Annotated in this window: 23 protein-coding genes and 1 pseudogene; 3 read left to right on the top strand and 21 right to left on the bottom strand. The window is 69.7% G+C overall.

Features of this window, described 5'->3' with window-relative positions; translation table 11 throughout:
- Positions 1–3: 3 nt before the first annotated feature.
- From JGR68_RS13995 to JGR68_RS03785, 9 genes and pseudogenes are all read right to left on the bottom strand, one after another.
- Positions 4–168: a CrcB family protein gene (locus tag JGR68_RS13995; protein WP_343225115.1), complete on the bottom strand. Its 165-nt coding sequence runs from the start codon at positions 166–168 to the stop codon at positions 4–6.
- Positions 169–275: 107 nt separating this feature from the next.
- A pseudogene (locus JGR68_RS14140) lies at positions 276–383 on the bottom strand (hypothetical protein); the annotation flags it as partial.
- A gap of 39 nt (positions 384–422) precedes the next feature.
- Positions 423–893: an RDD family protein gene (locus JGR68_RS03815; RefSeq protein WP_199360718.1), complete on the bottom strand. Its 471-nt coding sequence runs from the start codon at positions 891–893 to the stop codon at positions 423–425.
- Positions 894–1140: 247 nt separating this feature from the next.
- Complete coding sequence (locus tag JGR68_RS03810; protein ID WP_199360716.1) at positions 1141–1467, bottom strand: hypothetical protein; 327 nt, start codon at positions 1465–1467, stop codon at positions 1141–1143.
- A gap of 74 nt (positions 1468–1541) precedes the next feature.
- Positions 1542–2468, bottom strand: coding sequence for a restriction endonuclease (locus tag JGR68_RS03805; RefSeq protein ID WP_305067840.1), 927 nt, complete (start codon positions 2466–2468; stop codon positions 1542–1544).
- Positions 2465–6139 carry a class I SAM-dependent DNA methyltransferase gene (locus JGR68_RS03800; protein WP_199360714.1) on the bottom strand — a complete coding sequence of 1225 codons (3675 nt, stop codon included), beginning with the start codon at positions 6137–6139 and terminating at the stop codon, positions 2465–2467. The genes JGR68_RS03805 and JGR68_RS03800 overlap by 4 nt, the downstream gene beginning before the upstream one ends.
- Positions 6140–6234: 95 nt before the next feature.
- Positions 6235–6585, bottom strand: a complete 351-nt coding sequence (locus JGR68_RS03795; protein ID WP_199360712.1) for a response regulator — start codon at positions 6583–6585, stop codon at positions 6235–6237.
- Entirely contained in the window at positions 6582–7724 is a 1143-nt protein-coding gene (locus JGR68_RS03790) for a PAS domain-containing sensor histidine kinase (protein ID WP_199360710.1), read from the bottom strand. Before JGR68_RS03790 ends, JGR68_RS03795 begins: the two co-directional genes overlap by 4 nt.
- Positions 7725–7779: 55 nt before the next feature.
- Complete coding sequence (locus tag JGR68_RS03785; protein WP_199360708.1) at positions 7780–8154, bottom strand: response regulator; 375 nt, start codon at positions 8152–8154, stop codon at positions 7780–7782.
- Positions 8155–8260: 106 nt separating this feature from the next.
- Here JGR68_RS03785 and JGR68_RS03780 point away from each other — a divergent pair, with 106 nt between their 5' ends.
- The gene (locus JGR68_RS03780) at positions 8261–8479 is read left to right on the top strand and encodes a hypothetical protein (RefSeq protein ID WP_199360706.1); all 219 of its coding nucleotides are present in this window, start codon (positions 8261–8263) and stop codon (positions 8477–8479) included.
- A 34-nt stretch (positions 8480–8513) separates the two neighbouring features.
- On the opposite strand, the gene JGR68_RS03775 is transcribed toward JGR68_RS03780, so the two are convergent.
- The 8 genes from JGR68_RS03775 to JGR68_RS03740 form a co-directional block, all read right to left on the bottom strand.
- On the bottom strand, positions 8514–9866 hold the full coding sequence (locus JGR68_RS03775; protein ID WP_199360703.1) for a sigma-54 dependent transcriptional regulator: 1353 nt from the start codon (positions 9864–9866) through the stop codon (positions 8514–8516).
- 3 nt (positions 9867–9869) lie between these two features.
- Positions 9870–10385 (bottom strand): hypothetical protein, encoded by a 516-nt coding sequence (locus JGR68_RS03770; protein WP_199360701.1) that lies wholly within the window; start codon positions 10383–10385, stop codon positions 9870–9872.
- 99 nt (positions 10386–10484) lie between these two features.
- The gene (locus JGR68_RS03765) at positions 10485–11984 is read right to left on the bottom strand and encodes a catalase (RefSeq protein WP_199360699.1); all 1500 of its coding nucleotides are present in this window, start codon (positions 11982–11984) and stop codon (positions 10485–10487) included.
- A gap of 70 nt (positions 11985–12054) precedes the next feature.
- Positions 12055–13002 (bottom strand): glutathione S-transferase family protein, encoded by a 948-nt coding sequence (locus JGR68_RS03760; RefSeq protein ID WP_199360697.1) that lies wholly within the window; start codon positions 13000–13002, stop codon positions 12055–12057.
- 27 nt (positions 13003–13029) lie between these two features.
- Entirely contained in the window at positions 13030–14577 is a 1548-nt protein-coding gene (locus tag JGR68_RS03755) for a UdgX family uracil-DNA binding protein (protein ID WP_199360695.1), read from the bottom strand.
- Positions 14577–15797, bottom strand: a complete 1221-nt coding sequence (locus tag JGR68_RS03750; RefSeq protein ID WP_199360692.1) for a putative DNA modification/repair radical SAM protein — start codon at positions 15795–15797, stop codon at positions 14577–14579. Before JGR68_RS03750 ends, JGR68_RS03755 begins: the two co-directional genes overlap by 1 nt.
- Positions 15798–15860: 63 nt before the next feature.
- Positions 15861–16838 (bottom strand): NAD(P)H-quinone oxidoreductase, encoded by a 978-nt coding sequence (locus JGR68_RS03745; protein WP_199360910.1) that lies wholly within the window; start codon positions 16836–16838, stop codon positions 15861–15863.
- The gene (locus JGR68_RS03740; protein WP_199360690.1) at positions 16835–17239 is read right to left on the bottom strand and encodes a DUF6165 family protein; all 405 of its coding nucleotides are present in this window, start codon (positions 17237–17239) and stop codon (positions 16835–16837) included. Before JGR68_RS03740 ends, JGR68_RS03745 begins: the two co-directional genes overlap by 4 nt.
- A 75-nt stretch (positions 17240–17314) precedes the next feature.
- Between JGR68_RS03740 and JGR68_RS03735 the strand changes: the two genes are divergently transcribed.
- Together JGR68_RS03735 and JGR68_RS03730 are read left to right on the top strand one after the other, a co-directional pair.
- A complete protein-coding gene (locus JGR68_RS03735; protein ID WP_199360688.1) occupies positions 17315–18079 on the top strand; it encodes a hypothetical protein in 765 nt (254 codons plus the stop codon).
- Between the two features lie 127 nt (positions 18080–18206).
- Positions 18207–18698 carry a BON domain-containing protein gene (locus tag JGR68_RS03730; RefSeq protein ID WP_199360686.1) on the top strand — a complete coding sequence of 164 codons (492 nt, stop codon included), beginning with the start codon at positions 18207–18209 and terminating at the stop codon, positions 18696–18698.
- Positions 18699–18731: 33 nt separating this feature from the next.
- Here the strand turns inward: JGR68_RS03730 and JGR68_RS03725 are convergent, their stop codons facing one another.
- The 4 genes from JGR68_RS03725 to JGR68_RS03710 all read right to left on the bottom strand — a co-directional run bounded on the left by JGR68_RS03725 (position 18732) and on the right by JGR68_RS03710 (position 24954).
- Entirely contained in the window at positions 18732–20564 is a 1833-nt protein-coding gene (locus tag JGR68_RS03725) for a DUF885 family protein (protein ID WP_199360684.1), read from the bottom strand.
- A 142-nt stretch (positions 20565–20706) separates the two neighbouring features.
- On the bottom strand, positions 20707–21777 hold the full coding sequence (locus JGR68_RS03720; protein ID WP_199360682.1) for an ROK family protein: 1071 nt from the start codon (positions 21775–21777) through the stop codon (positions 20707–20709).
- A gap of 53 nt (positions 21778–21830) precedes the next feature.
- Positions 21831–22496: a ligase-associated DNA damage response endonuclease PdeM gene (gene pdeM, locus JGR68_RS03715; protein WP_199360680.1), complete on the bottom strand. Its 666-nt coding sequence runs from the start codon at positions 22494–22496 to the stop codon at positions 21831–21833.
- Positions 22480–24954 (bottom strand): ligase-associated DNA damage response DEXH box helicase, encoded by a 2475-nt coding sequence (locus JGR68_RS03710; RefSeq protein WP_199360678.1) that lies wholly within the window; start codon positions 24952–24954, stop codon positions 22480–22482. The genes pdeM and JGR68_RS03710 overlap by 17 nt, the downstream gene beginning before the upstream one ends.
- Between the last annotated feature and the right edge of the window lie 30 nt (positions 24955–24984).

Below are 24984 nucleotides of genomic sequence, written 5' to 3'. Positions count from 1 at the left end.
GACTCAGCGCGCGGCCAGCCCCACCAGTTTCAGGCCCAGCCACACGGCTGCGATCCCGAGCACCACGCTGCCGCCCGCATACAGCGCGGCAGTGGCCAGCTCGCCGCGACGCAGCAGGTGGACCGCCTCCAGGCCGAAGGCCGAAAACGTGGTGAAGCCGCCGAGCAGCCCGGTGAACAGGAACAGTCGCGCGTCCGGCCCGCGTGATGGCGCTCGGCGAGCCCGGCGAGGATGCCGACAACCAGGCAGCGGAGCACGTTCACCGCGAAGGTGCTGTACGGAAAGCGCTCCTGCGCCGTCAGGTGCAGCACCAGCCCGCCAAGCTTGTAGCGCGCGACCGCGCCGAGGAAACCGCCAAGGCCGACCAGCAGGATGGGATGCATGTCAGCGCCGATCTTCAGCGAATCCTTGCGGGCGCTGCGTCACGACCGATCGAAACGCACCGGCTCGGGGCCGCGGTTCCGCGAGCGGACCACGACCGTGCCAGCCAGCTTGTCGTGCCAGCCCTGCTTCCTCGGATCGAATGCGACCCAGATGACCCCCAGGAACAGCGGAATCATGGAAATGAAGTACGCGAGATAGCGTCCGATCGCCTGGCCCACGCTCATCGGATGTCCGGTTTTCGCGTCCACCACGCGGGCGGACACGACCATCTTTCCAGGGGTGGCCTGCTTGTACAGCCAGAACAGGATCACCGCGATGGCTGGCATGACCCATGAGATGAGGAAATCGGCGGGGCCGGCGATCAAAGGCTTGTCGATCGCGGTGTAGCCCGCCCAACCGTAGACCGCGATCAGCAATGGGAGGGTTATGACTCCGACGATGAGCGAATCCACGATGGTCGCTCCCACGCGCGCCCAAAAGCCAACGTATTCCAGTTCTTGATCCTGCATTGAATCCCCCTTTTTCTGTTGGTTGAAATGAATCGTCCCGATCTCTGTAGACCCTACAGCAGCCTCACCGGCGCCCCCGTCACCACTGCTCCTCAATCTCCTGATCTCGGCGCACTACGCGTGAAGTTCGTCAATTCACTCCTGATTCCATTGCATGACTTGCTAAGCACTAACTGGAACTAGCGCAACAAGAAAGGATGTTCCTTTAGGAAGCCTCTTCCGATACCTCGCTTCCATCTTGTCTTCGTCAAGGTTGTACCAAGGATCCATCCAACCCTGAGGGGTTTTTCAGGATGTAGTGATCACCATCGTACGGCGCGTCACCGGAGATGCACACGATCGACCCGTCAGGTAGCTCGCCTGGGTTCCAGTCCGCCACCAGCTTGACGTGCTTCTTGACTGCACGCGCGATGTGATGAAGCTCGAGACCGCGAGGACGTGCGTTGACAGAGCGCCCTTTAACAGACTCAACCAGCCTCTTTGCTTTTGGATACGAAATGTCTAGCAGCGATGCCACGCATGCCGCCCCGCAGCCCCACTCGTCCTCTTGAGTAACCAAATCATACTTGGCCATAAACCCGCCCCTTAGTGTCTTACGTTGCTTCCCAGAAGTTTTCTTCGACTTTCCATGTTTCGAAGTCGCACGCCTCATTCGTCGAAGTAGTCGCTGTCGATCTTCGGAATGCGGATGCTCTGCGATGAAACGCCGACTTCGTTGTCCATCATCAGGTTGGCGAGTGTGGCGCCATCCACGAGCACGATCCGCTCTACCGACCGGGCGAAGTCAACCGCCTGCGCGGTGAAGCTGGAGGTCGTGAGGAAGACACCCTTGTTCGCCCGTTGTCCCGCGAGGGCGCCGTAGAACCCTTGAATTTCCGGGCGTCCCACCACGCTCTGCCAGCGCTTGGCCTGCACATACACCTTCTCGAGGCCAAGGCGGTCCAGGGAAATGACCCCGTCGATCCCTCCGTCGCCACTCCCGCCAACCCGCTGGAGGTCGCTGCGACTCGTGCCGTATCCAAGCTTGTGCAGAAGATCGAGCACCACGGTTTCGAAGTACTTGGGAGAAATCTGGAGAAGCAGGTCAAGCAGCTCGGAACGGACAGACGCTCGGATCTCCCCCAGCGCCATCTGTAAGCGATCGTCAGGACTCTGCACTTCTTCGGCCGGACCATCGCCTCCCAAAGGATCCGATGGTCCGTGTGCGCTGGGCTTGAGCTTGACGTCCAGGTAGTTCCTCGCCAGCGCCTCCACCTGCAGCGCAGACAACGGTGCGGGGTTGTCGGCAATGAACTTGCGACCGGCCTCGGTCAGGCGCCAGATCCCATGCTTCGGACTCGCCGAGTAACCCGCACGCTTGAGCCGGTCGTGCGCCCATCCAGCGCGATTCTTGTACGTGGCCTGCCCTGTCGGCAGGGCGAGCTCTCGATCCGATTCGGTCAGCAGCAAGATGTCTGCTGCCGCTTCGTGAGCCTCACGCGCAGGCACCCCATCCGGGCGCGTAGCGAGGAAACGGAGAATGGGCTCTATGAATCGGTCGTAGGTGGGCACCGCCATCGCAAATTCCTTGTTCATCGAGCCGCAAACCGGCCACTTTCTTCGTGCGCCCGTCCTAGTGCCACCAGCATTTCCACCAGCTTGGGCAGACGCTTCTTCCACGGGCCGCGCGCAGTGAACCGCGCTCCGATCTCATCGAGCGAGAGCGGTACCGGGCTGGCGGCAAGCAGGTCGGCTACCGCGCGTACCTGGTCGACGGTGTCCTTGGGCCAGGGCTGGGGTTTGCTCGACGCAACGGTCGCGGCGTCCTCACCCGCATCGGGCTGCTGCTCCGGGTCGCGCTCGGTGGCCAAGCTGGCCTGCTCGGGTTGGGGCTCGCGGGCGAGGTCGGGATTCTGGAACTCCGGACGCAGCCAGCGGACGTGGCCGCGGGCTTCCTCTGCGGCACGTTCGGCGTTGAGAGCCACGAGGCGTTCGAGGATGGCTTCGTCGAAGGCGCGCTTGGCATCTTCGGGTGTGGACGCCGGGCCGCCATGGACATGACGCTCGTTCGGTCGCAGGTCGCGTTCGGCATCGGCCATCCGCTGAAGCGTGTCGGGCGAGTCGTTGCCATGGGCGACGCGGAGCAACGGCAGCAGGTCGCCCCAGCCGTAGGCGTAGAGCACGGCCTCGTCGAGTTCGTCGTGCAGCTGGCGCAGCACGGAGACCAGACCCTGCTCGTGGATGCTGCGCTCCTTGGCGGTCAGCACCTCGGCGCTGCGCAGCTTGTCGAGCACGTTGTACATGCCGGTCAGCGTCAGGCCGGGGTGCGCGGCCTGGTGGCGCTTGCGGTGGGCGTCGAGCCGTTCGGCGAGGTTGCGGATGCGGTCAGAGGGGCACTCGCCCACCCTGCTGTACTTACCCGGGTGACCGTTGTCGTCTTCTAATGCATAGGTGATCGGGCCGCCGAACTTGTCGGCGGCATGGAGGTCGGGGAAAGGGAAGGTCTCAAAGCAACGTGTCTTGACGTAGACCGGATCGTTTCCAACACCGAGGTTGCCGCCCGCTACCGTTGCCCAGCGCGCGTGGAGAACGCTTGAAAGGACGCCCAACCACGCTCCGTCATCAAGCGCAATCACAATGAGCTTGTTGTCGGGCGCGATAGTCTCGCTCAAGAACTGGAAGACGCGATGTTTTGCGGTCTCTACTGTGGCAATGTATCGCCTCAGCCCGCTCAATGCTCGGCGTATTTCGGGTCGCGTACGTCCATGCAACCACCAATTCGCACGGATCGCTCTGTCCTTGTTTTGGTCTCTCTCGGGTTTCACCCTAGAGTGAAGCCACTGATAGACTTCGGGATGCTTCCGCAGCAGGTCGTCTTCCGTCAAACCGAAACAGTCAATGACTCTTACGTTTCTGGGCTTATCAGTCAGGTCACGACCGTTCCTATACGGACGAACGAGCGGACTATCGAGAAGCGAGACCGGCGCGTCAGAAGTGACGATGAACCCAGAGCCGAAGAGCATAAAGCCGCGCGAGGTTACTTCTCGGTTTGCAAGCAAATGACCGCAGGATGCAACAGCAGGTCCTGCACGGAGGTCTTGGTGAATCAGCCCCCTCCGTTCTGAGAGTTCGACTTCGATTTCGCCGTCGCCCGCCGGCACTTCTGCATTAACAACCAGAAGATGGCCTGGTAGCGCAATGCCTGGCGCCGCGACAGTCATCGCGATTCGCACATCCGCGCCGTCACCAGCGTCAACCCATGGATGGTCTGGAATAGCGAAGACGAGTGACAAGGCGTTCTTGCTCTCCGCCAAGAACGGCTCGATAACGCGCCGATTGAAAGATTGACGTATCGAGTTCGTAGTAATAAGACCGAAGCGTCCGCGTTGCTTGTCACTCAACTGTGCTGCAGCCTGATGCCACCAGTACATCACGAAATCGGAGGACTCCGGAACTTCTGGCCATGCAGCGCGTAGTGCTTCCACGTAGCCATCGCCCAATGCGCGACGCATCGTGCTGGCCCCAATAAACGGCGGATTCCCCACCACAAAATCCGCCTCCGGCCACGCCGCCTTCCGCGGATTCAGGTACCGCTCCACCGGCATCCGCGCCGCCTCGTCCGGCACCAGTTCCCCGGTCACCGGCGACACCTTCATCGTCTCCCCGTCCCACCGCGTCACCGGAACGCCGCGTTCGTCGGTCACGAACTCCACGCCGTCATGCGCCAGCACCGCATCGCGGTTCTCGATGTTGCGGAAATCCCGGATCACCGGCTGCGGCGGGTGCACGTCGCCGCGCGTGCGGTAGTGCCATTGCAGGTAGCCGATCCACAGCACCACCTCGGCGATCGCCGCGGCGCGCGGGTTCAACTCGATGCCCAGCAGGTTGTGCGGGTCCACGGTCTCGCCACCCATGGCGTCTGCGCGTTCGCTGCCCAGGGCCAGGCCGGTCTGGCGGTCGCCGAGTTCGTCCAGCGCGTTGAGCACCTCGCCTTCCAGGCGCTTCAGGTGCTCCAGCGTCACGTACAGGAAGTTGCCCGAGCCGCAGGCGGGGTCGAGCACGCGCACGGTGCACAGGCGGTGGTGGAAGCGCTTGAGTTCGGCGATCGCCTCGTCCGCCTTGCCTTCGTCGGCCAGGGTGCCGGCGGCGGCCTGGGCGTCGCTCCATTCGCGCCGCAGCGGTTCGATCACGGTCGGCAGCACCAGGCGTTCGACGTAGGCGCGCGGGGTGTAGTGGGCGCCGAGCTTGTGGCGGTCCTTGGGGCTCAGCGCGCGCTCCAGCAGGGTGCCGAAGATCGCCGGCTCGACGTGCTTCCAGTCGGCGCGGGCGGCGTCGAGCAGCAGGGCGATCTGGGCCGCGTCCAGCGGCAGGGTGTCGGGCTGCTTGAACAGCTTGCCGTTGAAGCGCAGCACGGTGCCGGCCAGCACGGCGGAGAAGCCGCCGGCATCCATGTCGCGCCACAGCTGGGCGAGCATGCGCATGGCGACGTCGGGCTGCTCGGCGTGGCGCGCCAGCAGGTCGCGGAAGCTGTGCGCGGGCAGCAGCTTCACGTCCTCGGCGAACATGGTGAACAGGCAGCGCATCAGGAACTGGGCCACGGCCTCGGCGTCGAAGCCGCCCTGCTCCAGGCTGCGCGCCAGCGTGGCCAAGCGGTCGGCGATCTGGCGGGTGACGCGCGCGGACTCGCGGCTGGGGTCCAGGGCCAGCGGGTCGGTCCATACGCGACGCAGGCGTTCGCGGATTTCCGGCTTGCGCAGGTCGGCCAGCGCGATGCGGTGGCTGCGCGGGTCCGGGAACGGCACGTAGGTGGCGCCGGAGCGGCTGAACTCGGAATACAGCTCGATGCGCTGGCCCACGTCCACCACCACCACGAACGGCGGCCGGCCCTCGTCGGCGGGCAGCGCGCGGGCATAGCCTTCGGCCTGGCTGCGGGCGCGCAGCAGGGCGTCGTCGAAGCCCTTGGTGTGGCTGCCCAGGCGCACCTTCTTCGACTCGAGCACGAAGGCGCCGCGGCGGTACAGGTCGATGCGCCCGGCGCTGCGGCCGCCGTCGCCGTGGCGGAAGGTGATCGGCCGCTCGAACATGTAGTCCTGTTCGGGCGTGGGGTGCGGGACTTCCACGTCGAGCAGGCGGCACAGGTCGATCAGGAAGCTCTGCGAGGTCGAGAGCTCGGAGGCGGTGACGCCCTGCCAGCGCGCGATGAAGGCGTCGGCGGCGGCATCGGCTGCCGTCGTGGCGGCGGTCGGTCTCTGTGCGGCGTCCTGCACGCGCCCCCCCTGGCACGGCGCATCCTGCGGATGGCCAAGCATACCGCCTCGAACCACGCCGGGTGCCGCGCGGGATCGGTCGGCAGGCCGATCCGCTAGCCGAGCACGTCCAGCAGCTGCGAGATCCGGTACGGCTTGGGCAGGAAGGTCACGCCGGCCGGCAGCGGGGGCAGCTGCCCGCGCGCGAGCCCCGATACCAGCACGATGCGGGCCTGCGACTCGGAAGCGAGCACGTGCTCGGCGATGTCGAAGCCGGAGATGCCGCCGGGCATGCTGATATCGGAGACCACGTAGTCGAAGCCGCCCTCGTCCTGCAGCCGCGCCATCGCCTGGACGCCATCGTGGGCCGGCACCACGTCGAATCCGGTGTCCTCCAGGGCATCGCCGACCAGCATCAGCAGCGAACGCTCGTCCTCGACCAGCAGCAGCCGCTTGCCCGCGCTCATGCCGCCTCCTCGCCGACCGGCAGGCAGATCCGCACGCGGGTGCCCTGCCCGACCTGGCTGTGCAGCTCGGCATAGCCGCCCGACTGCGCGGCGAAGCCGAACACCTGGCTCAGCCCCAGTCCGCTGCCCTTGCCGACTTCCTTGGTGGTGAAGAACGGCTCGAAGACATGTGGCTGGATGTCGGGCGCGATGCCCTGGCCATCGTCGGTCACCTCCACGCACACGTGAAGGCGCTCGCTGTCGCCCACCGCCGCCGGGTCGCGCGTCTGCAGCGCACGCGTGCCGATCCGGATGCAGCCGCCATCCGGCATCGCGTCGCGGCTGTTGGCCACGAGGTTGAGGATGGCCGCCTCGAACTGCGCATGGTCCACCCAGACCGGTGGCAGTCCCGCAGCGGGCTCCAGTTCAACCTGCACCGAGCCCGCGCAGGCGCGTCGGTAAAGATCCATCGAGTCCTCCAGCAACTGGTTGATGTCGCACAGCTCCGGCGCCAGGGCCTGGCCGCGGCCGAACGACAGCAGCTGGCGCGTCAGCAGCGCGCCGCGGTCGCAGGCCTGCAGCGCGGTCTCGGCCAGCATGCGCGTGCGCGCATCGGCCGTCGGACGGCCCTCGATCAGTTCCAGGCTGTTGACGATGATCGTGATGAGGTTGTTGAAGTCGTGCGCCAGCCCGAGGGTGAGCTTGCCGACCGACTCCATCTTCCGCGATTCGAGCAGGGCTTCGCGCGCCTGCTCCAGCGCCTGTTCGGCGTGGTAGCGCTCGGTGATGTCGCGGGTCACCTTGGCGAATCCGACCAGGCGGCCGGATTCGTACACCGGATCGATCACCACGCTGGCGCGGAAGCGGCTGCCATCCTTGCGCACGCGCCAGCCCTCGGCCTCGAAGCGGCCGGCGTCGCGCGCCGCCGCCAGGCCTTCTTCCGGCAGCCCGAGCGCCACGTCCTCGGGCGTATAGAAGCGCGAGAAGTGCTGGCCGACGATCTCGCTGGCGCTGTAACCCTTGATCTGTTCGCCACCGGTGTTCCAGCTGCGGACATAGCCATCCGCATCGAGCATGTAGATCGCGTAATCGACCAAGCTGCGCAGCAGCAGCGCCATGCCCGCGGCGTCGTTGTCCAGTGATTCGTGTGGCCGGTTCATCCGTGCCCCCCCGCTCGGAAGCCGGAGACCCTAACACCGGGAGGTGAAGAAGGCTTCACGCCGATCCAAGCAACCGGGCGAGCTTTTCAACCAGTGCTTCGAACGTCGATGGCTTCCGCCATCGGGGCAGATGCACCAGGGCGGGCGGCAAGGCCGCCGCGTCGTAGCCGGTGGTGAGCAGCACCGGGACGTCCAGCGCCGCAAGCTGGACCGCGACGGGCTCCGACGAGTCGCCGGCGAGATTGACGTCGAGGATCGCGGCGTCCAGCCGGGCTTCGGCCGCGATCATCTCCAGCGCGTGCTGCACCGTTCCTGCCGGGCCAACGACCAACGCGCCCACGGCCGCCAACTCTTCGCACAGCAGCTCGGCCAGCAGGGCCTCGTCCTCCACCACCAGGATGCGGCGCTGCGCCAGGGGAGATCCACTCATGGACTGTCCTCCGGGACAGGGCTGGCCAAAGTCGGCGCTCACCTTCGGGACGCGCGCGTGAAGTCCTTGTGCATGGCCCACGTTGACGCGGGGGCATGATGCGGGCGTGGATGACCGGGACCCAGCAGGTGTGCGATCCGGGACGTGGGAACACGACCTCCGCAACGCGGTCAATAGCGCGCTGCTCTCGGTGGTCGTGGCCCGGCGGCTGCTCGCGCAAGGCGACGTGGAGCGCGCGGAGGCCCTGCTCGTGGATACCCAGGCAGCCTGCGAGCGTGGAGTCGAGTTGCTGTCCGGACCGCAGCCCACGACGAAGGACGAGTGAGCCGTCCGGGCGCAGCCACCGCTGCCACGTGGGTTCAGGCCGCCTTGCGCGGATCCGGGTCGACCGGATCCTTGCCCGAGATGCGCGCCAAGTGGTTGTAGATCGTGCGGACGCTGACACCGAGGGCCTTGGCGGCCGCGGTCTTGTCGTTGTCGAAGTGTTCAAGCGTGGCGAGGACGGCGCGCCGCTCGAGCTCGGCAAGCGTGTCGCCCACGGCGAACGACAGGGACGCGCCGCCGGAAACACGCGGCACGCAGCGCACCAGGGGCTGCGGCTGCACGCGCAGCTGGTCACCACGCTGCAGCAGGTAGGCGCGCTGCACGGCGCCGCGGAGCTCGCGGATATTGCCCGGCCAGTCGTGCTCGAGCAGCTCGCGCTCGGCGCCCGGGGCGAGGCGCTTGGCCTGCCCGTAGTGCTCGTTGAGGCGACGGATGAACACTCCGGCCAACAGGACGACGTCGTCGCCGCGCTCGCGCAGCGGCGGCAGGCAGAGGCGGAAGTCGCTGATGGCGTAGTACAGGTCCTCGCGGAAACCGCCCTCGGCGATACGCTCCGCGGGATCGATGGTCGTCGAGAAGACGAGCCGCACGTCCGCGGGTACGCCATCGTCGGCGCCGATGCGCTTCACTTCGCCACTGTCGATGAAACGCAGCAGCTGCGCCTGCAGGTACGACGGAAGCTCGGTCACGCGATCGAGGAACACCGTGCCGCCCGCGGCCTGTTCGAAGATCCCGGCGTGGTTGTCCCGGCGCGCGTCCGGATCGGACACGCTGCCGAAGAGCTCGTGGCCCAGGCCTTCATCGGGAAGGCTGTCGCATCCCAGCGCGACGAACCGGCCCTGGCGTCCGCTCACCTCATGCACCGCTCGCGCGACGCGCTCCTTGCCGGTTCCGCTCTCGCCGATCAACAGGACCGGGGCATCGCTCGAGGCGATCCGGAAAACGGTGTCCATGACCTCGCGCATCGCCGGCGACTTGCCGACCAGGCGATCCAGGATCGATCTGGCCTCGGCCGGCGGTTCGGGCCAGTGGCGCAGCATCGTCCGCCGCAGCAGCGACTCGAGCTGCTCGACGCGGACCGGCTTGAGCAGGTACTCGACCACCGGCGAGCCCACTGCACGACGTGCAGTGTCCAGTGTCGGATTGCCGGTCACGATGGCGACCTGGCCATGCTGCGACATGTCGAGCTCCTCGAGCAGGCCGAGCCCGCTGCCATCGGGGAGATCGAGATCGAGGATCAGCAGGTCGGCGCGATGCCGACCGAGCAGCTCGTGGGCCTCGCCCAGCGTGTGCGCGACCTGAACCTGGTAGCCCTCGGTGCAGGCAAGCTGCGAGAGGGCACGGGTGAATGCAGGATCGTCGTCGAGGATGAAGACCGTTGGCTGCATTGATCAGGGGCTCCACGCGGTTGACACGGCACCTGCACCGGAAGATAGCCAGCGTGCGGTTAAGCCCGTGTCTCGCGCCCGGGCGGCGCAGCGTGAACGGGTCGGGCCTGACCCGTCCTGAAAGTTTTTCAGGCACCCGCGTGCGCGGGTCACGCTCACCTCATGGCGCGTGGCGCTATCTGGGCCTGTCGCGGATCCGGCGACATTCCCCCAGCGGAGCAGACGATCATGGCCAACCAGCAGAACGAAAACGAACGCAACCAGCAGAACCAGCAGGGCCAGGGCCAGCAGGGCCAACAGCAGCGCCAGCAGGGCCAGGGCCAGCAGGGTCAGGGCCAGCAGGGTCAGGGCCAGCAAGGAGAACAGGGTCAGCAGGGACAGCGCACCCAGGGGCAGCAGCAGAACCAGCAGGAGCAGGGACAGCGCAGCCAGAACCAGCAGGGCACCCAAGGCCAGCAGCAGGGCCAGGACGGCCAGCGTCGCGACCAGCGCTAAGCGCTCGACACTGCCGCCCGGCATGAATTGCTGCCGGGCACGAAACGAGGCGACGCCCCCGGAGACGGGGGCGTCGTCGTATCCGCGGTGCGGAGGCCGCGGCCCGGCGGTGCCTTGCGTGCCTCAGGCTTCGCTCATCCCCGCCGCGGGTTCGGCGGCGCCGCCGCTGCGCACCTTCTCGGCGATGCGCTGGCCGACGTCGGGATCGATCGAGTTCCAGTAGTCCAGCGCGCGCTCCAGCACCGGGCTGCGCACGCCGCCCAGCAACGAGCCGGACACGGTTTCGACCAGCGCGCTGCGTTCGGCCTCGTTGAACACTTCGCGTACCAGGGTGCCGGGCTGGCTGAAATCGTCGTCGTCGGCGCGCAGCGTGTAGGCGCTGCGCACCATCTGCCCGTCCGCTTCCCAGCCGTCCTCCATCCTGCCCGTCGCATCCGCCCAGGGACGACCGCCGCTGTTGGGCGCGTGCACCGGCGCGGCGCCGCTGTGGTGGTAGGCCATCTGGCCATCGAACTGGTAGGTGTTGACGGGCACCTTCGGCTGGTTGACCGGCAGCTGGTGGAAGTTGGTGCCGATGCGGTTGCGCTGGGCGTCGTTGTAGGCGAACGCGCGGCCCAGCAGCATCTTGTCCGGCGACAGGCCGATGCCCGGCACGGTGTTGCCCGGCGAGAACGCCGCCTGTTCGATCTGGGCGAAGAAGTTCTCCGGGTTGCGGTCCAGCCGCAGCGTGCCGACCCGGATCAGCGGATAGTCGCCATGCGGCCAGACCTTGGTCAGGTCGAACGGATTGAAGCGATAGCCCTTGGCCTCCTCGTAGGGCATGACCTGCACCGACAGCACCCACTCCGGGTGCTCGCCGCGCGCGATGGCGTCGAACAGGTCGCGGCGGTGGAAGTCGGCATCGCGCCCGGCCATCTCCATGGCCTCGGCGTTGCTGAAGAATTCCATGCCCTGCCGCGTATGGAAGTGGTACTTCACGAAGAAGCGCTCGCCGGCAGCGTTGATCCACATGTAGGTGTGCGAGCCGTAGCCGTTCATGTTGCGCCAGGTCCGCGGCAGGCCGCGCGGGCCCATCAGATAGGTCACCTGGTGGGCGCTCTCCGGGTTGCTCGACCAGAAGTCCCACTGCATGTGGTTGTCGCGCAGCCCCGAGTCGGGCAGGCGCTTCTGGCTGCGGATGAAGTGCGGGAACTTCATCGGGTCGCGCACGAAGAACACCGGGGTGTTGTTGCCCACCAGGTCGTAGTTGCCTTCGCTGGTATAGAACTTCAGCGAAAAGCCACGCACGTCGCGCCAGGTGTCGGGGCTGCCCATCTCGCCGGCGACCGTGGAGAAGCGCAGCAGCAGGTCGGTCTTCGCACCCGGCTGGAACAGTGCCGCCTTCGTGTACTTCGACACGTCCTCGCTGGTCTCGAACACACCGAAGGCACCGGCCCCCTTCGCATGCGGCTGGCGCTCGGGCACCTTCTCGCGGTTGAAGTGCGCCATCTGCTCGAGGAAGTGCACGTCGTGCAGGACGATCGGGCCATCGGCGCCGATGGTGAGCGAGTTGCGGTCGCTGGGCGCGGGCGCACCGGTGCTCATCGTGGAACCGGTGGATCGCGTGTCGTCGCGGGCAGCCATGGGCCTCTCCTTGTGGGCGGTCCCGCCATGCTGGCCCCCGTCGCCGTTAAAAGTCCGTTCAACGCACCGCTCAGAACGGCTGCAGCGGCCCCAGCGGCACGATGCCGGTCGGATTGATGGTGCGGTGGCTCTCGTAGTAATGACGCTTGATGTGGTCGAAGTGCACGGTTGTGGCCACGCCGGGCAGCGCCATCATCCTGGCGGTGAAGGCCGCGAGCGCGGGATGGTCGGCGACGCGCGTCAGGTTGCACTTGAAGTGGCCGTGGTACACCGCGTCGAAACGCACCAGGGTGGTGAAGAGGCGGATGTCGGCCTCGGTGAGGCGGTCGCCCACCAGCCACTCGCGCCCGGACAGGCGCTGCTCGAGCCACTCCAGGGTCTCGAACAGCGGCCGCACCGCATCTTCATAGGCGGCCTGCGTGGTCGCGAAGCCGGCGCGGTACACGCCGTTGTTGACGTCGCGATAGACGCGGGCATTGACCGCATCGATGTCCGCGCGCAGCGCCTCCGGGCAGTAGTCGCCCGGTTTCGCGCCCAGCGCGTCGTAGGCGGTGTTGAACATGCGGATGATGTCCGAGGACTCGTTGCTGACGATCGTGTCCGTGGCCTGGTCCCACAGCAGCGGAACGGTCACGCGACCCGACATGCCCGGGCGCGCGCGGGTGTACAGCTGGTGCAGGTACTGCGCGGCCATCACCGGATCGCCGGTCACCCCCGGGCCGTCCTCGAAGGTCCAGCCGTGCTCGAGCATCCTCCAGTGCACCACCGAGACCGGCACCAGGTCCTCGAGCCCCTTCAGCACGCGCACGACCAGGGTGCGGTGCGCCCAGGGGCAGGCGTAGCTGACGTAGAGCCGGTAGCGGCCGGCTTCGGCGCGATGGCAGCGCTGGCCATCGGGTCCGGCGCGGCCGTCGGCGCTCAGCCAGTCGCGGAACGTCGCCTCCTCGCGCTTGAATTCGCCGTCGCCGGAGGTGTCGTACCAGGTGTCGCGCCAGGTGCCATCGACCAGCAGACCCATGGAAGTCTCCTTGTCCGAACCAGTGGCTCAGGCTAGCGTGGCCGCGGTCTGGAGCAGGCGAACGTCGGCGATGAAGCCGGGCCAGGCGGCGGCGCGCTCCGCATCGGACAGGCGCAGCAGCCACGAGGGGTGCACGGTCGGCAGCACCTGCAGGCCATCCTCCAGCCGGTACCAGCGCCCGCGCCCCGACAGCAGCGCGAAGCCGCGCCCCAGCATCGCCTGAGCGGCCGTCGCACCGAGGCAGAGCACCATCCGCGGACGCACGGCGGCCAGCTCGGCCTCGAGCCAGGGACGGCAGGCGGTCTGCTCCGCGGCGTCCGCGCGGACATGCAGCCGGCGCTTTCCGGTCGGCCGGAACTTGAAGTGCTTCACCGCGTTGGTGAGGTACAGCGCGTCGCGCGCGATGCCGGCCTCGGCCAGCGCGCGGTCGAGCAGTTGGCCGGCCGGTCCGACGAAGGGGCGGCCCACAAGATCCTCGCGGTCGCCTGGCTGCTCGCCGACGACCATGATCCGGGCGTCGGCAGGACCCTCGCCGGGCACGGCCTGGGTGGCGGGCTGCCACAGCGGGCACGCGCGGCAGGCGGAGACGGCGGCCTGCAGCGCCGGCAGTGCGGGCGCGACGTCGGCGGGACGGCTCCCGCCTGGCTCGCGCGGCGTGCCCGGCATGGCGGGCACGCCGCGTTCCCGCAGGCGGGCCGCGTCCGCGCGGCGGGTGCCCGGCGTCTCCAGCGGCGCGGGAAAGATCTTCTGCGGCACCGTGGGCGCCGCGTCCACCATCGCCTGCATGCGCGTGCCGGCATCACGCACCAGGGCCGGGATCAGCGCGGCCTCCGGCATGTTCTTCCAGTAGCGCACCGGCATCTCCTTGACCATCGCACCCACCTTCAGGCGCGCCGGGTTGAAGATGTTCGCGTAGTACACCCGCCAGAGGTCTTCCAGCCCATCGCCCGCGGGCGCGTCGCCGCGGCGCGCGCCGTCGCCCAGGTGCAGGGTCGCCCCGTCCCAGTGCGCGCTGCGCGCCGGCGTCAGGATCGACCAGCGCATGCCGGCGAAGCGGCGCACGAAGAACGGCGCGACCTGCGGCAGCACGTCGTGCTCCGGCTCGAACCAGGCCACGTACACGGCGCCCTGCCCGTCCGCCACTTCGCGGAAGCGCACGAAGGCCTTCATCTTGTGCTTCTCGCGGCTGACCGCCTTGGCCGCGTGCCGTGCCCAGGCCACGTCGTCGTCGGTGACCATCGCCAGCAGCGCGCGCTCGCCGTGGGCGATGCGCCACAGCAGCCGATAGAGCAGCGCGTGGCGGCGCGGGTCGGCGTGGGCGAGGACGAGGCCGGCAAGCTCGAGGAATTCGCGCGGCACCCGCGGCTCCGAAGCCACGCGGCGACGCGCGACAGCGACGCCGGGCTGTGCGGGAACGCTTCGCTCGAACATGTCCGCGCCCGCGCCGAGCAGGTCGTCCTGCGCGCCACCCGGCCACAGCACCTGGTCGGGCGGCACGCCATCGGCCAGCAGCGCGCGTGCCGCCTCGCGCCACTGCGCGAGGTCGGCGCCGTCGGACAGCTCCACCCGGCGCATCAGTGTCCGAACAGGTCCGGCTGCTTCGGCGGCGGCGCGACGGCCGCGCGCAGCACCGCGCCGTCGACGTCGGATCGCGGGCGATGGTCGAGCGTCGCCACGAAGGGCGCGACCTTCGACACCGACACTCCCAGCTTCACCAGGTCGGCATAGCGCAGGTGGCGATGGCGGCGCATCGCCAGCAGACGGCGCACGGTCTTCACCCCGAGCCCGGGCACGCGCAGCAGCATCTCGCGCGGCGCACTGTCCAGGTCGACCGGGAACTGCTCGCGGTGGCGCAGCGCCCAGGCCAGCTTCGGGTCGATGTCGAGGTCGAGCATGCCGTCGTTGCCGGCCGGCGCGATCTCGCCCACGTCGAAGCCATAGAAGCGCATCAGCCAGTCGGCCTGGTAGAGCCGGTGTTCGCGCATCAGCGGCGGCGGCCGCAGCGGCAGCGCGCGCGAGGCGTCGGGGATCGGGCTGAAGGCGGAAAAGTACACGCGCTTGAGCCCATAGCTCGCGTACAGCGTGCTGCTGGTTTCCAGCACGTCGCGGTCGCTGGCGGGATCGGCGCCGACGATCATCTGCGTGCTCTGCCCCGCGGGCGCGAAGCGCGGCGCCTTCTTCTCGGCCTTGGCCTCGTCGATACCCAGGCGCAGCCGGCCCATCGAACGGCGGATGTCCTGCGCGTCCTTCTCCGGTGCGAGCGCTTTCAGCCCGCCCTCGGTGGGCAGCTCGACGTTGATGCTGAGGCGATCGGCCCAGCGCCCGGCGGCCGAAAGCAGCTCTGGCGACGCGTCGGGAATCGTCTTCAGGTGGATGTAGCCGCGGAAGCGCTCCTCCACCCGCAGCCGGCGCGCGACCTCGACCAGCATCTCCATGGTGTAGTCGCTGGAGCGGATGATGCCGGACGACAGGAACAGGCCTTCGATGTAGTTGCGCCGGTAGAAGTCCATCGTCAGCCGCACCACTTCGTCGACGCTGAAGCGCGCGCGGCGCACGTTCGAGCTGCGCCGGTTGATGCAGTAGGCGCAGTCGTAGATGCAGAAGTTGGTCAGCAGGATCTTCAGCAGCGAAATGCAGCGCCCGTCCGGCGCGTACGCGTGGCAGATGCCGCTGCCCTCGTTGGAGCCGATGCCGCCGGTGCCGCGGGAGTCACGCTTCGCGCCGCCGCTCGACGAACAGGAGGCATCGTACTTGGCGGCATCGGCCAGGACCGCGAGTTTTTCGGTGAGCTCCATCGCGCGATGCTGGCAGGCGCCCGTCTCGGGATCTGAGACAGGCGACTGAATGGGGGCGGCCGCTCAGGGCAGCAGCACCACCTTGCCCTCGTGGCGACCGCTTTCCAGCCAGGCGTGGGCCTGGGCGGCATCGGCCAGCGGAAAGGTGCGGTCGACGATGGCGCGCACCCGGCCGGACGCGATCCAGGGCCAGACCACGCGCTCGATCTCCGCCGCCAGCGCCGCCTTCTCGTCGGCGCTGCGCGGGCGCAGCAGCGAGCCGGTGACGACCGCGCGCTTGCGCATCAGGGTGGCCAGCGGCAACTGCAGCTGGCCGCCGCCCTGGGCGGCGATGTAGACGATGCGGCCGTCCGGGTTGAGCGCGTCGAGGGTCGCCGCGAGGTAGGGCGCGCCGACCATGTCGAGCGCCACGTCGATCCCGCCCGCGGCCATCGCGGCGGTGCCGAAATCCTCGGCGCTGCTGTCGATGGCGATGTCGGCGCCGAGCCTGCGTGCCGCCGCGGCCTTGTCCGCGCCGCGGCTGGTCGCGATCACCCGCGCACCGGCGGCCTTGGCCATCTGGATCGCCGCCACGCCGATGCCCGACGTCGCGCCGTGCACCAGCAGGGTCTCGCCGGCCTGCAGCCGGCCGTGCAGGAAGACGTTGGCATACACCGTGAACACGGTTTCCGGCAGCGCCGCGGCCTGCACGAAGTCCAACCCCGCGGGCAGCGGCAGCGCGTGGCGCGCGTCGACCACCGCATGGCCGGCGTATCCGCCACCGCCCAGCAGCGCGCAGGCGCGATCGCCCGGCGACCAGCGCCCGGCGCCGACGACGACCTCGCCGGCCACTTCCAGCCCCAGCCGATCCGGTGCGCGGGGCGGCGCGGGATAACGGCCCTCGCGCTGGAGGATGTCGGGGCGGTTCACGCCGGCCGCGTGCACCCGCAGCAGGATCTCGCCCTCGCCCGGCACCGGCCGCGCGACCTGTTCCAGGTGCAGCGCCTCCGCGGAACCGGCGCCGCCGCGGATCGCGATGGCGGGCATGCGCGCGTCCATCAGCCGGCCTGGTATTGCTTTTCTTCGATGAACTCGGAGCCCGCGAGGCGGTTGATCCCGTTCTTGATTGCCACCCGCTCGCCATTGCGGACCGCGACCGCGCGCGCCAGCGCGATGAACGCGTCGTCGAAGGTCTTCGACGCCTCGCGCGCGCGCAGCCCGTCCTGCACGTCCCACATCTGCTCGTTGACGGCCTTCAGGCGGTCGTAGTGCTCGGCGAGGACCGGGTTGGCGGCGACCAGGCGCTCCCAGATCGGACGCAGGCCGTCCATCTCGATGACGACGTGCATGCGCTTGTCGGGATCGGCGATGCGTTCGTGCTTGATGTGCAGGATCGACAGCTTGTCGGCCAGTTCGCCGACGGCCACGGGCACGGAAATGGTCTGCACGGCGTGTGCGCTCATTGGACACTCCTGTCGGCTCTCGCCGTCATCTTGGTCCCGTACACTTTCACGGGCAAGCCCGCCGGACGGACCCACATGCCTGCAGTACGCCTTGCCGCGCTCCTCGCGGCCGCCCTCTCCGCCACCGCCACGACGCCGGCGATCGCCCGCACGCCACCGGCGCCACACTGCCTGGACGCGCGCGAAGTGCGCGAGGTGTTCCAGTCCGACGCCGGCACGCTGGCGCTGCTGCAGTCCGACGGCCGCCGCTTCCGCGTCGACCTGGCCGGCCCCTGCCCCGACATCGACGGCGACACGCGCACCCGCATGCTGGCCGCGGACGGCTGGATGTGCGGCGCCGGCAACGAGTACGTGGCGGTGGACCAGACGCTGTGCCCGGTGGCCGCCGTCGCGCCCATCACCGCGGCCGAATATGCAGGACATGCCCGTGGCAGCCAGACCGGCGCGGACGGCAGCACCACCCTGGCCACGGTGGTGGTGAAGGGCGAAGAGCGGCGCGGCTTCGCCGCTTCGCACAGCTACTGTTTCAGCCCGCGCCACGTGCGCGGCTGGTCGGAGGATCCGCGCGGCCTGGTGGTCGAGGTCAATCCCAACCGCTCGGGCGGGAACCGCTACTACCGCGTGGAGCTGGTGCGCTCCTGCCCGCATCTCGCCGGCCCGGTCGAGGTGGCGTTCCGTTCGGGACCGGGCATCGGCGTGATCTGCGGCAATCCCGGCGACGATATCCGCGTCACCTCCACGGGTCGCCCGGCGGACTTCGTCATGACCGGTTCGGACCGCCTGCAGGTGCTCGGCGCCCGGTCGGGCTGCCCGATCCGCGCCGTCTACCCGATGGACTGAGCGGCGCGGCACGGATACCTGCCGCGCCTGGGCGGCAGTCCCGGCGTGACGCGGCTTGAACATCGACCTCTGGAGACTGGGTCGCCTCGGGCGCGCCGCGCCCGTGACCCGTACAGGAGGCAATGCCATGACCCGATCCACTTCCAGCCAGGCGACCGACGAGCTTCGCGACGTCGCGCGTGACGCGCTGAAGCTCGGTGGCCGCTGCGTCGGTGCCGCCCGCGACTGGCTGGGCGCGAAGCGCAGCGAATTCGATTCCGGCCGCGCGGCAGGCGCGGCAGGCAGCACGCGCGACGGCGGTCCGTCCGGCGTGTCCGTGCATGGCTATCGCGGCATCGGCCCGCGCGGCTACCGCCGCGACGACGCGCGCATCCACGAGGACGTGTGCGACGCGCTGACCGAGAACGACGCGCTGGACGCCAGCGGCGTCAGCGTCACCGTGCAGGACGGCGTGGTGAAGCTGTCCGGCTCCGTGCCGCACCGGATGATGAAGCGCCTGGCGGAGGACGTGGCGGAAGGCTGCCCGGGCGTGCGCGACGTGGACAACATGCTGCGCGTGGGCGTCTCGCAGACCGCCGGCACGAGCAATGACGTGCCGGGCATGGATCCGCTGGCCTGACGCCGCGGTTCCCGCATGGTGCAGGGCGCGGCTTCAGCCCTCCTGCGCCGTGTCCCGGGCCTTCTCGCGCGCGATGAAGGCCCGCATCTCCTCTTCCAGCACCGGCAGCGGCACCGGACCCAGCGCCAGGATGGCGTCGTGGAACGGCCGCTGGTCGAAGCGCGCGCCCAGTTCGCGCTCGGCCTCGGCCCGCAGGTCGCGGATGGTGCGGTAGCCGATGTAGTAGGACAGTGCCTGGCCCGGCCAGGAGATGTAGCGGTCGACCTCGTTCTCGATGTCCGCGCGTGACAGCGCGGCATGGCTGGCGAGGTACTCGATGCCCTGCTCGCGGCTCCAGCCATCGGCGTGCAGGCCGGTGTCGATCACCAGCCGCGCCGCGCGCCACATCTCGAAGCTCAGGCGGCCGAAGTCCTCGTAGGGCGTCTCGTAGATGCCCATGCGCGTGCCCAGCCACTCGGTGTACAGCGCCCAGCCTTCGCCATAGCCGGAGAAGTAGCTGTTCTGGCGGAAGTCCGGCCGTTCCGGCGCCTCCAGCGCGAGCGCGGCCTGCAGGCTGTGCCCGGGCGAGCATTCGTGCAGGGTCAGCGCCGGCAGGTTGTACAGCGGCCGCGACGCCAGGTCCCAGGTGTTGAACCAGCAGGCATCGAGTCCGCCGCGCCCTGCGGTGTAGTTGGGCGCGATGTCGTCGGCCACCGGCAGGATGGTGAAGCGGTAGCGCGGCAGCGTGCCGAGCACGTGCTTGAGCTGGCCGTCGACCTTCTTCGCGACGTACGCGGCATGGGCCAGCAGCTCGCGCGGCGTGCGTGCATAGAACTTCGGGTCGGTGCGCAGGTAGGCGAGGAACGCCTCGAAGCTGCCCTCGAACCCGGCGCGCGCCATGACCGCGTGCATCTCCGCGCTGATGCGCGCCACCTCGGCCAGGCCGAGCGCGTGGATCTCGCGCGGATCCATGTCGCGGGTGACGTACTCGCGGATCTGCGCGCGGTAGAAGGCCTCGCCGTCCGGCAGCGCGGTGGCGGCGATGGTGGTGCGCGTGCGCGGCAGGTAGTCCTCGCGCATGTACGCCAGCAGGCCGCGGTAGGCCGGCACGACCTGTCCCAGCACCACGCGGCGCCCCTCGTCGCGCAGCTGGGTGCGCACGGGCTCCGGGATGCCGTGCGGAATCGCGTCGAAGGCGTCGAGCAGCGGATTGCCGGGCCCTTCGCCCACGTAGGCCTCGATGGTGCGGTCGCGACCTTCGAGCGATGACCGCGGCACGCTCCAGCCACGCGCCAGACCGCGTTCCATGTTCGCGATCTGCTCGTCGAAGTAGCGCGGCACGTCGCCCAGGCGGGAGATGAAGCGCCGCCAGTCCGCCTCGTCCTGCCATGGCTGGCGCGGGGCGAAGCCGGCCCAGAAGAAGGTGTCGCTGTTGAAGGGCGCCTCCCAGGTGCGGCGTCGGGCGTTGTCGAGCTCCGCCGCGCGGGTGGCGCGGAAGACCGCCAGGTTGACCTGGTCCTCGCGCGACAGCGTCGACGCATCGATCGCATCGACGGCCTGCAGGATCCGCGTCCAGTGCGCGATCCGCTGGTCCCACGCGGCGGGCGTCACCGAGGGCAGGCGTGCCGAGGGACGCCAGCGACCGTCGACCCGCTCGTGGCCGGACATGCGCTGGCGCCAGGCGGTGTCCTCTTCGAACAGCGCATGCAGCCTTGCGGCGTCCCCGGCATCGGCATCCGCTGCGTTCGCTGCCGGGGACGCGGCCGGATCCACGACCCTGCCATCGACCACGGCCTGGGTGGCGAGAGCCGGGCTGCACAGGACACATGCCAACAACAGGCCCGGCAGCAGCGCCAATCGGCGTGGGGAAAGGCAGGCGGTCGGCATCTTCAGGGGCTCCTGGCAGGTTCGTTCGCGGCGCGGTATCCAGCGCCGGCGTCATGGCGTGTTCGTGGCCATCCGATCTTCGCCGAACCATGCGCGCCCGGCCACCTGCCGATGGTCAGGCGACGCGCCCGCCGACGTGGCCTCAGCCGATGTTCGAGTACGACGCGTTGCCCAGCCCGGTGCCGATGGTGAGCACGCCCCAGCGCCGCGCGTGGCGCATGCGCGGACGCTCGCTCAGCCCCTGCACCACGGCGTCGTTGTGCAGCAGTACGCGCGGCGCCCGCCCGCGGACCGGCTGCAGCCAGTCGCCCAGCGCTTCGGCCAGGAAGAAGTCCTCGGCGGCCCAGTCACCGGGCAGGTTCTGCACGCCATGCAGCAGGTGGCCGCGCGCATCCACTTCGCCCGGACAGGCGATGCCGACGAAGGGCGCGAGATCGATGCCGCGGGTGCGCGCCTGCGTTGCCAGGCCGTTGAGCATGGCGCCGAGGCGGCGCATCGCCCCGTCGCGCGTCGGCGCGTCGTCGGCGTGGCGCCACTGCGTGTGTTCGAGCACCCGCGCCTTGCCACCCGTCCGGTCCTCGCCCAGGCGCGGCTCCACGATGCCGCAGCGGATGTTGGTTCCGCCGATGTCCACCGCGAGGAAGGCCTCGCGACGCAGCGCGGCGGCGGGCGCCAGCTGCACCCATCCCAGCAGGCCGCCCTCGTCGCTGTCCTGGGCGAGCACGCGCAGGCGCACGCCGCTGCGCGCGAGCTTCAACAGGCGCGCGGCACGGCGGATGGCCAGCTGCCCGGTGGCATGGTCCGGGAATCCACCGCCCAGCACGATGTCGCGCACGCCTGCCCATTCGGGCTGGGCGATGAAGCTGCGCACCACCGCGACCAGCGCGCGCGCGTACTCCTCCACCGCCAGGTGCACGACATGGGCGGCATCGGGATCGCCCCCGACCAGCACCATGTCGATCGCGTCCTTGCCGAGCTCGCTGGTCGGCGTGCGTCCGAAGGGATCGCGCGCGCAGGTGCTGTGCGCGCGGCGCGCCTGGTCGAGGAGTTCGCGGAAGGCGGTCTGGCTGGCGCGGTCGCCGAGGAAGCCACCTTCGGGATGGCGCAGCGGCAGGTTCCAGCTGTCGATACGCACGCCGGTGCCGCGCCGTGAGGCGTGTCCGCTGCGGTGGGCGGGGCGCGCGGGGCCTGGGCGGGCTGGACGTCGGGTCATGCGGCACTCCTCGGATCTGTCTGTGGACACGCCAGCAGCGTGTGGTGCCCCGGTCAAGGCGCGTCGCGCCGCCAGGGCGCGTCTGCGTTGCCGGCCAGCTCGCCGTGGGCACAGGCAATCCAGGCCTGCGTGTGCCGCAGCAGGTACCCGCCGGTGAACGCGGAAAATGCCGGCAGGATCGTCTGCCCGGGTTCGAGCACCAGCGCGGGGTGGCGCCCCGGCAGGCCGGGCAGCCGCGCGACCGGGTGCAGGTGCCCGCATACGACATGGCCGCCGATACCGTCCGCGGTCTCCAGCGGGAGGTGGCGGAAGCGGAACGGGCCGTCGCGCACGTCGTCGGGAAGATGGACGATGCCGGCCGCGTCGGCCACCAGGGCGCGGTCGTGGTTCCCGGCCACGACGCTGGCTACGCAGCCGGGATGTGCGGCCAGCAGCGCGCGCCATTCGGCCTCGACGCGCGGGTGGCGGCGGCCGTGCAGGAAGTCGCCCAGCACCCACAGTTGGCGCGCACCGGTCTGCACGAGCAGCGCGTGCAGACGGTCGAGGTCGTGCCGGGTCCCGCCGCTGGGCACCGCGATTCCCGCCGCGCGCATGATGTCGCCCTTGCCCAGGTGCAGGTCGGCGATAAGCAGCCGCTCGCGCGCGGGCCAGTACAGGGCGCGGTCGGCGAGCAGGCGCATCGGCTCGCCGGCCAGCCGCAGCTCAGCCGCGTGCGACATGGCGTCCCTCCAGCTGTGCGGCGGCCCGCTTCACCCGGGTGCGCCAGTCCTCGGTGCTGAGCTGGCCGCGCATAGACTCCGCCCACAGCGGGAAGGCCAGCGGCGTCAGGCCGCGTGGCCTGCGCAGCACCAGGCTGCGGGCGCTGCAGCGTTCCAGCGCGGCGCGCAGGCGCGCGACTTCGAGCTGTTCCTCCAACACTTCGCGTTCGGCCTGCGCCAGCAGCACGTGGCCGGGGTCGTGCCGGCTGAGCACGTCGAACAGCAGGCTGCTCGAGGCCTGCAGCTGGCGCAGAGAGCGGATCGCCCGGCCCGGGAGCGAGGGCGGCAGCAGGCCGGCCACGCGCGCGATCTCGCGGAACTGGCGGCGCGCGAGCTCGGCCAGGTTGAGGCTCGCCCGCAGGTCGTCGACCACGCCGTGGACGCCAAGCATGCGGCCCAGCAGCGCTTCGTCCGGCCAGGCTTCGGCCTGCGCGCTCAGCACCAGGCCGTAGTCGTTGACCGACCAGGTAAAGGTGTTGGGCACGTCGCGCGCCCAGCGCAGCGCCAGCAGCGGCGCCAGGCCTTCGTGCACGGCACGCCCGGCGAAGGGAAACAGGAACAGGTGCCAGCCTTCGCGGGTCTTGACCGCTTCGGCCAGCAGGCTGTCGGGCGTGGGCAGGCTCGAGAGTCTCGCCTGCAGCGCCAGCAGCGGCGCCAGTGCGCGCATCTCCGGGCTGCGCGGCGGCTGCGCCAGCACCGCCTCGACTTCGGCCGCCAGCTCGCTCGACAGCGGCATGCGCCCGCCCTGCCAGCGCGGCACGCTGCCATCGTTCTTCTTCGCCAGGCGCACGAAGGCGGTCATGTCGCGCAGCTGCACCAGCTCGAGCGTGCGCCCGGCGAACTGGAACCGGTCGCGCGGCCGCAGGCGCGAGACGAAGGCTTCCTCCACCGCTCCCAGCCGCGCGCCCTTGGCGAAACGCACCTGCACGCTGCCGTCGCTGGTGATGGTGCCGATCGACAGGCGGTGGCGGAACGCGACCTTGCGATCGAGGACGCGCCATCGGCCGTCCTCGTCGCGCACCACGCGGCGGTAGTCGGGGTAGTGCTCGAGCGCGCTGCCGCCGCGGACGATGAAGTCGAGCACGGCCTGCCAGGCCCCGTCGGACAGATGCGCGAAGGCATGGGTTCCGCGCACCTCCGCGAGCAGCAGGTCGGCGTCGAAGCCGCCGCCCAGCGCGAGGGTGACGCAATGCTGCGCCAGCACGTCGAGCGACAGGCGCGGCGGCGGCCGCGCCTCGATGCGCCCGGCGTCGATCGCGATCCGCGCGGCCGCGTACTCGGCCAGCTCCAGCGCATGCGTGGGCACGCAGACGACGTGGCCGGCCTCGCCGGGACGATGCCGCGCGCGACCGCCGCGCTGCACCAGCCGCGCCATGCCCTTCGGGCTGCCGACCTGCAGCACCTGGTCGACCGCGGGAAAATCGACGCCCAGGTCGAGGCTGGAGGTTGCGACCACGCAGCGCACGCTGCCGTCGCGCAGTCCGGCTTCGGCCTCGGCGCGCAGCGCGGCGTCGAGCGAGCCATGGTGCAGCGCGAGGGTCGACGGATCATCCAGCCAGACCGACTGCAGCGCCCGATGCCACAGCTCGGCCTGCGAACGCGTGTTGGTGAACAGCAGGCTGCTGCGTGCGCGCTGCAGGACCGTGGCCACGCGTTCGAGCTGCGACAGGCCGAGGTGGCCTGCCCAGGGAAAGCGCTCGCCCTCCTCGGGGATGAGGGTTTCCAGCGTCAGCCGCCGCGGCCTGGGTGCAGCCAGGATGGGTGCGTCCGGCTGCTGCGGCAGCAGCACGTCGCGGGCCTCGGCGAGGTTGCCCAGCGTGGCCGAGAGCCCCCAGGTCCGCGCGGCCGGCGCGACGGCGCGCAGTCGCGCCAGGCACAGCTGCAGCAGCACGCCGCGCTTGTTGCCCAGGAGTTCGTGCCACTCGTCGACGACCACCGCGCGCACGCCGGCGAACAGCGCGTCCGCATCGGGATAGGACAGCGCCAGCGCGAACGATTCCGGCGTGGTGACCAGCACGTCGGCCTGGCCCTGCCGCGCCAGGCGCCGGTCGCGCGCGCTGGCGTCGCCGGTGCGCATCGCGACCGTCCACGGCACGTCGAGCGCGGCGATCGGTTCGCGGATCGCGCGCACGGTGTCGACGGCGAGCGCGCGCAGCGGCGTGATCCAGAGCAGCCGCAGGCGCGGCGCGGCCGCGGCACCGCGACGCTTCGCGGGAGGCGCGTCGCCCAGGCGCAGCGCTTCGAGCAGCGGACCACCAAGCGCCGCGAGCGTCTTGCCGCTGCCGGTGGGCGTGACCAGCAGGCCGGAGCCGCCGGCAAGGTAGTGGCGCCAGGCCTCGCGCTGGAACGGTGCGGGACGCCAGCCCTGGGCGCTGAACCATGCGCTCAGCGGTGCGTCGATGCGGCGACGGCTGCGCACGGCCGGAGGTGGCGGGACGTCAGGCGCGTC

The sequence above is a fragment of the Luteimonas sp. MC1750 genome (assembly GCF_016615955.1).
In the GTDB taxonomy this organism is placed as follows: Bacteria; Pseudomonadota; Gammaproteobacteria; order Xanthomonadales; family Xanthomonadaceae; genus Luteimonas.
This window is presented reverse-complemented; position numbering and strand designations above follow the sequence as displayed.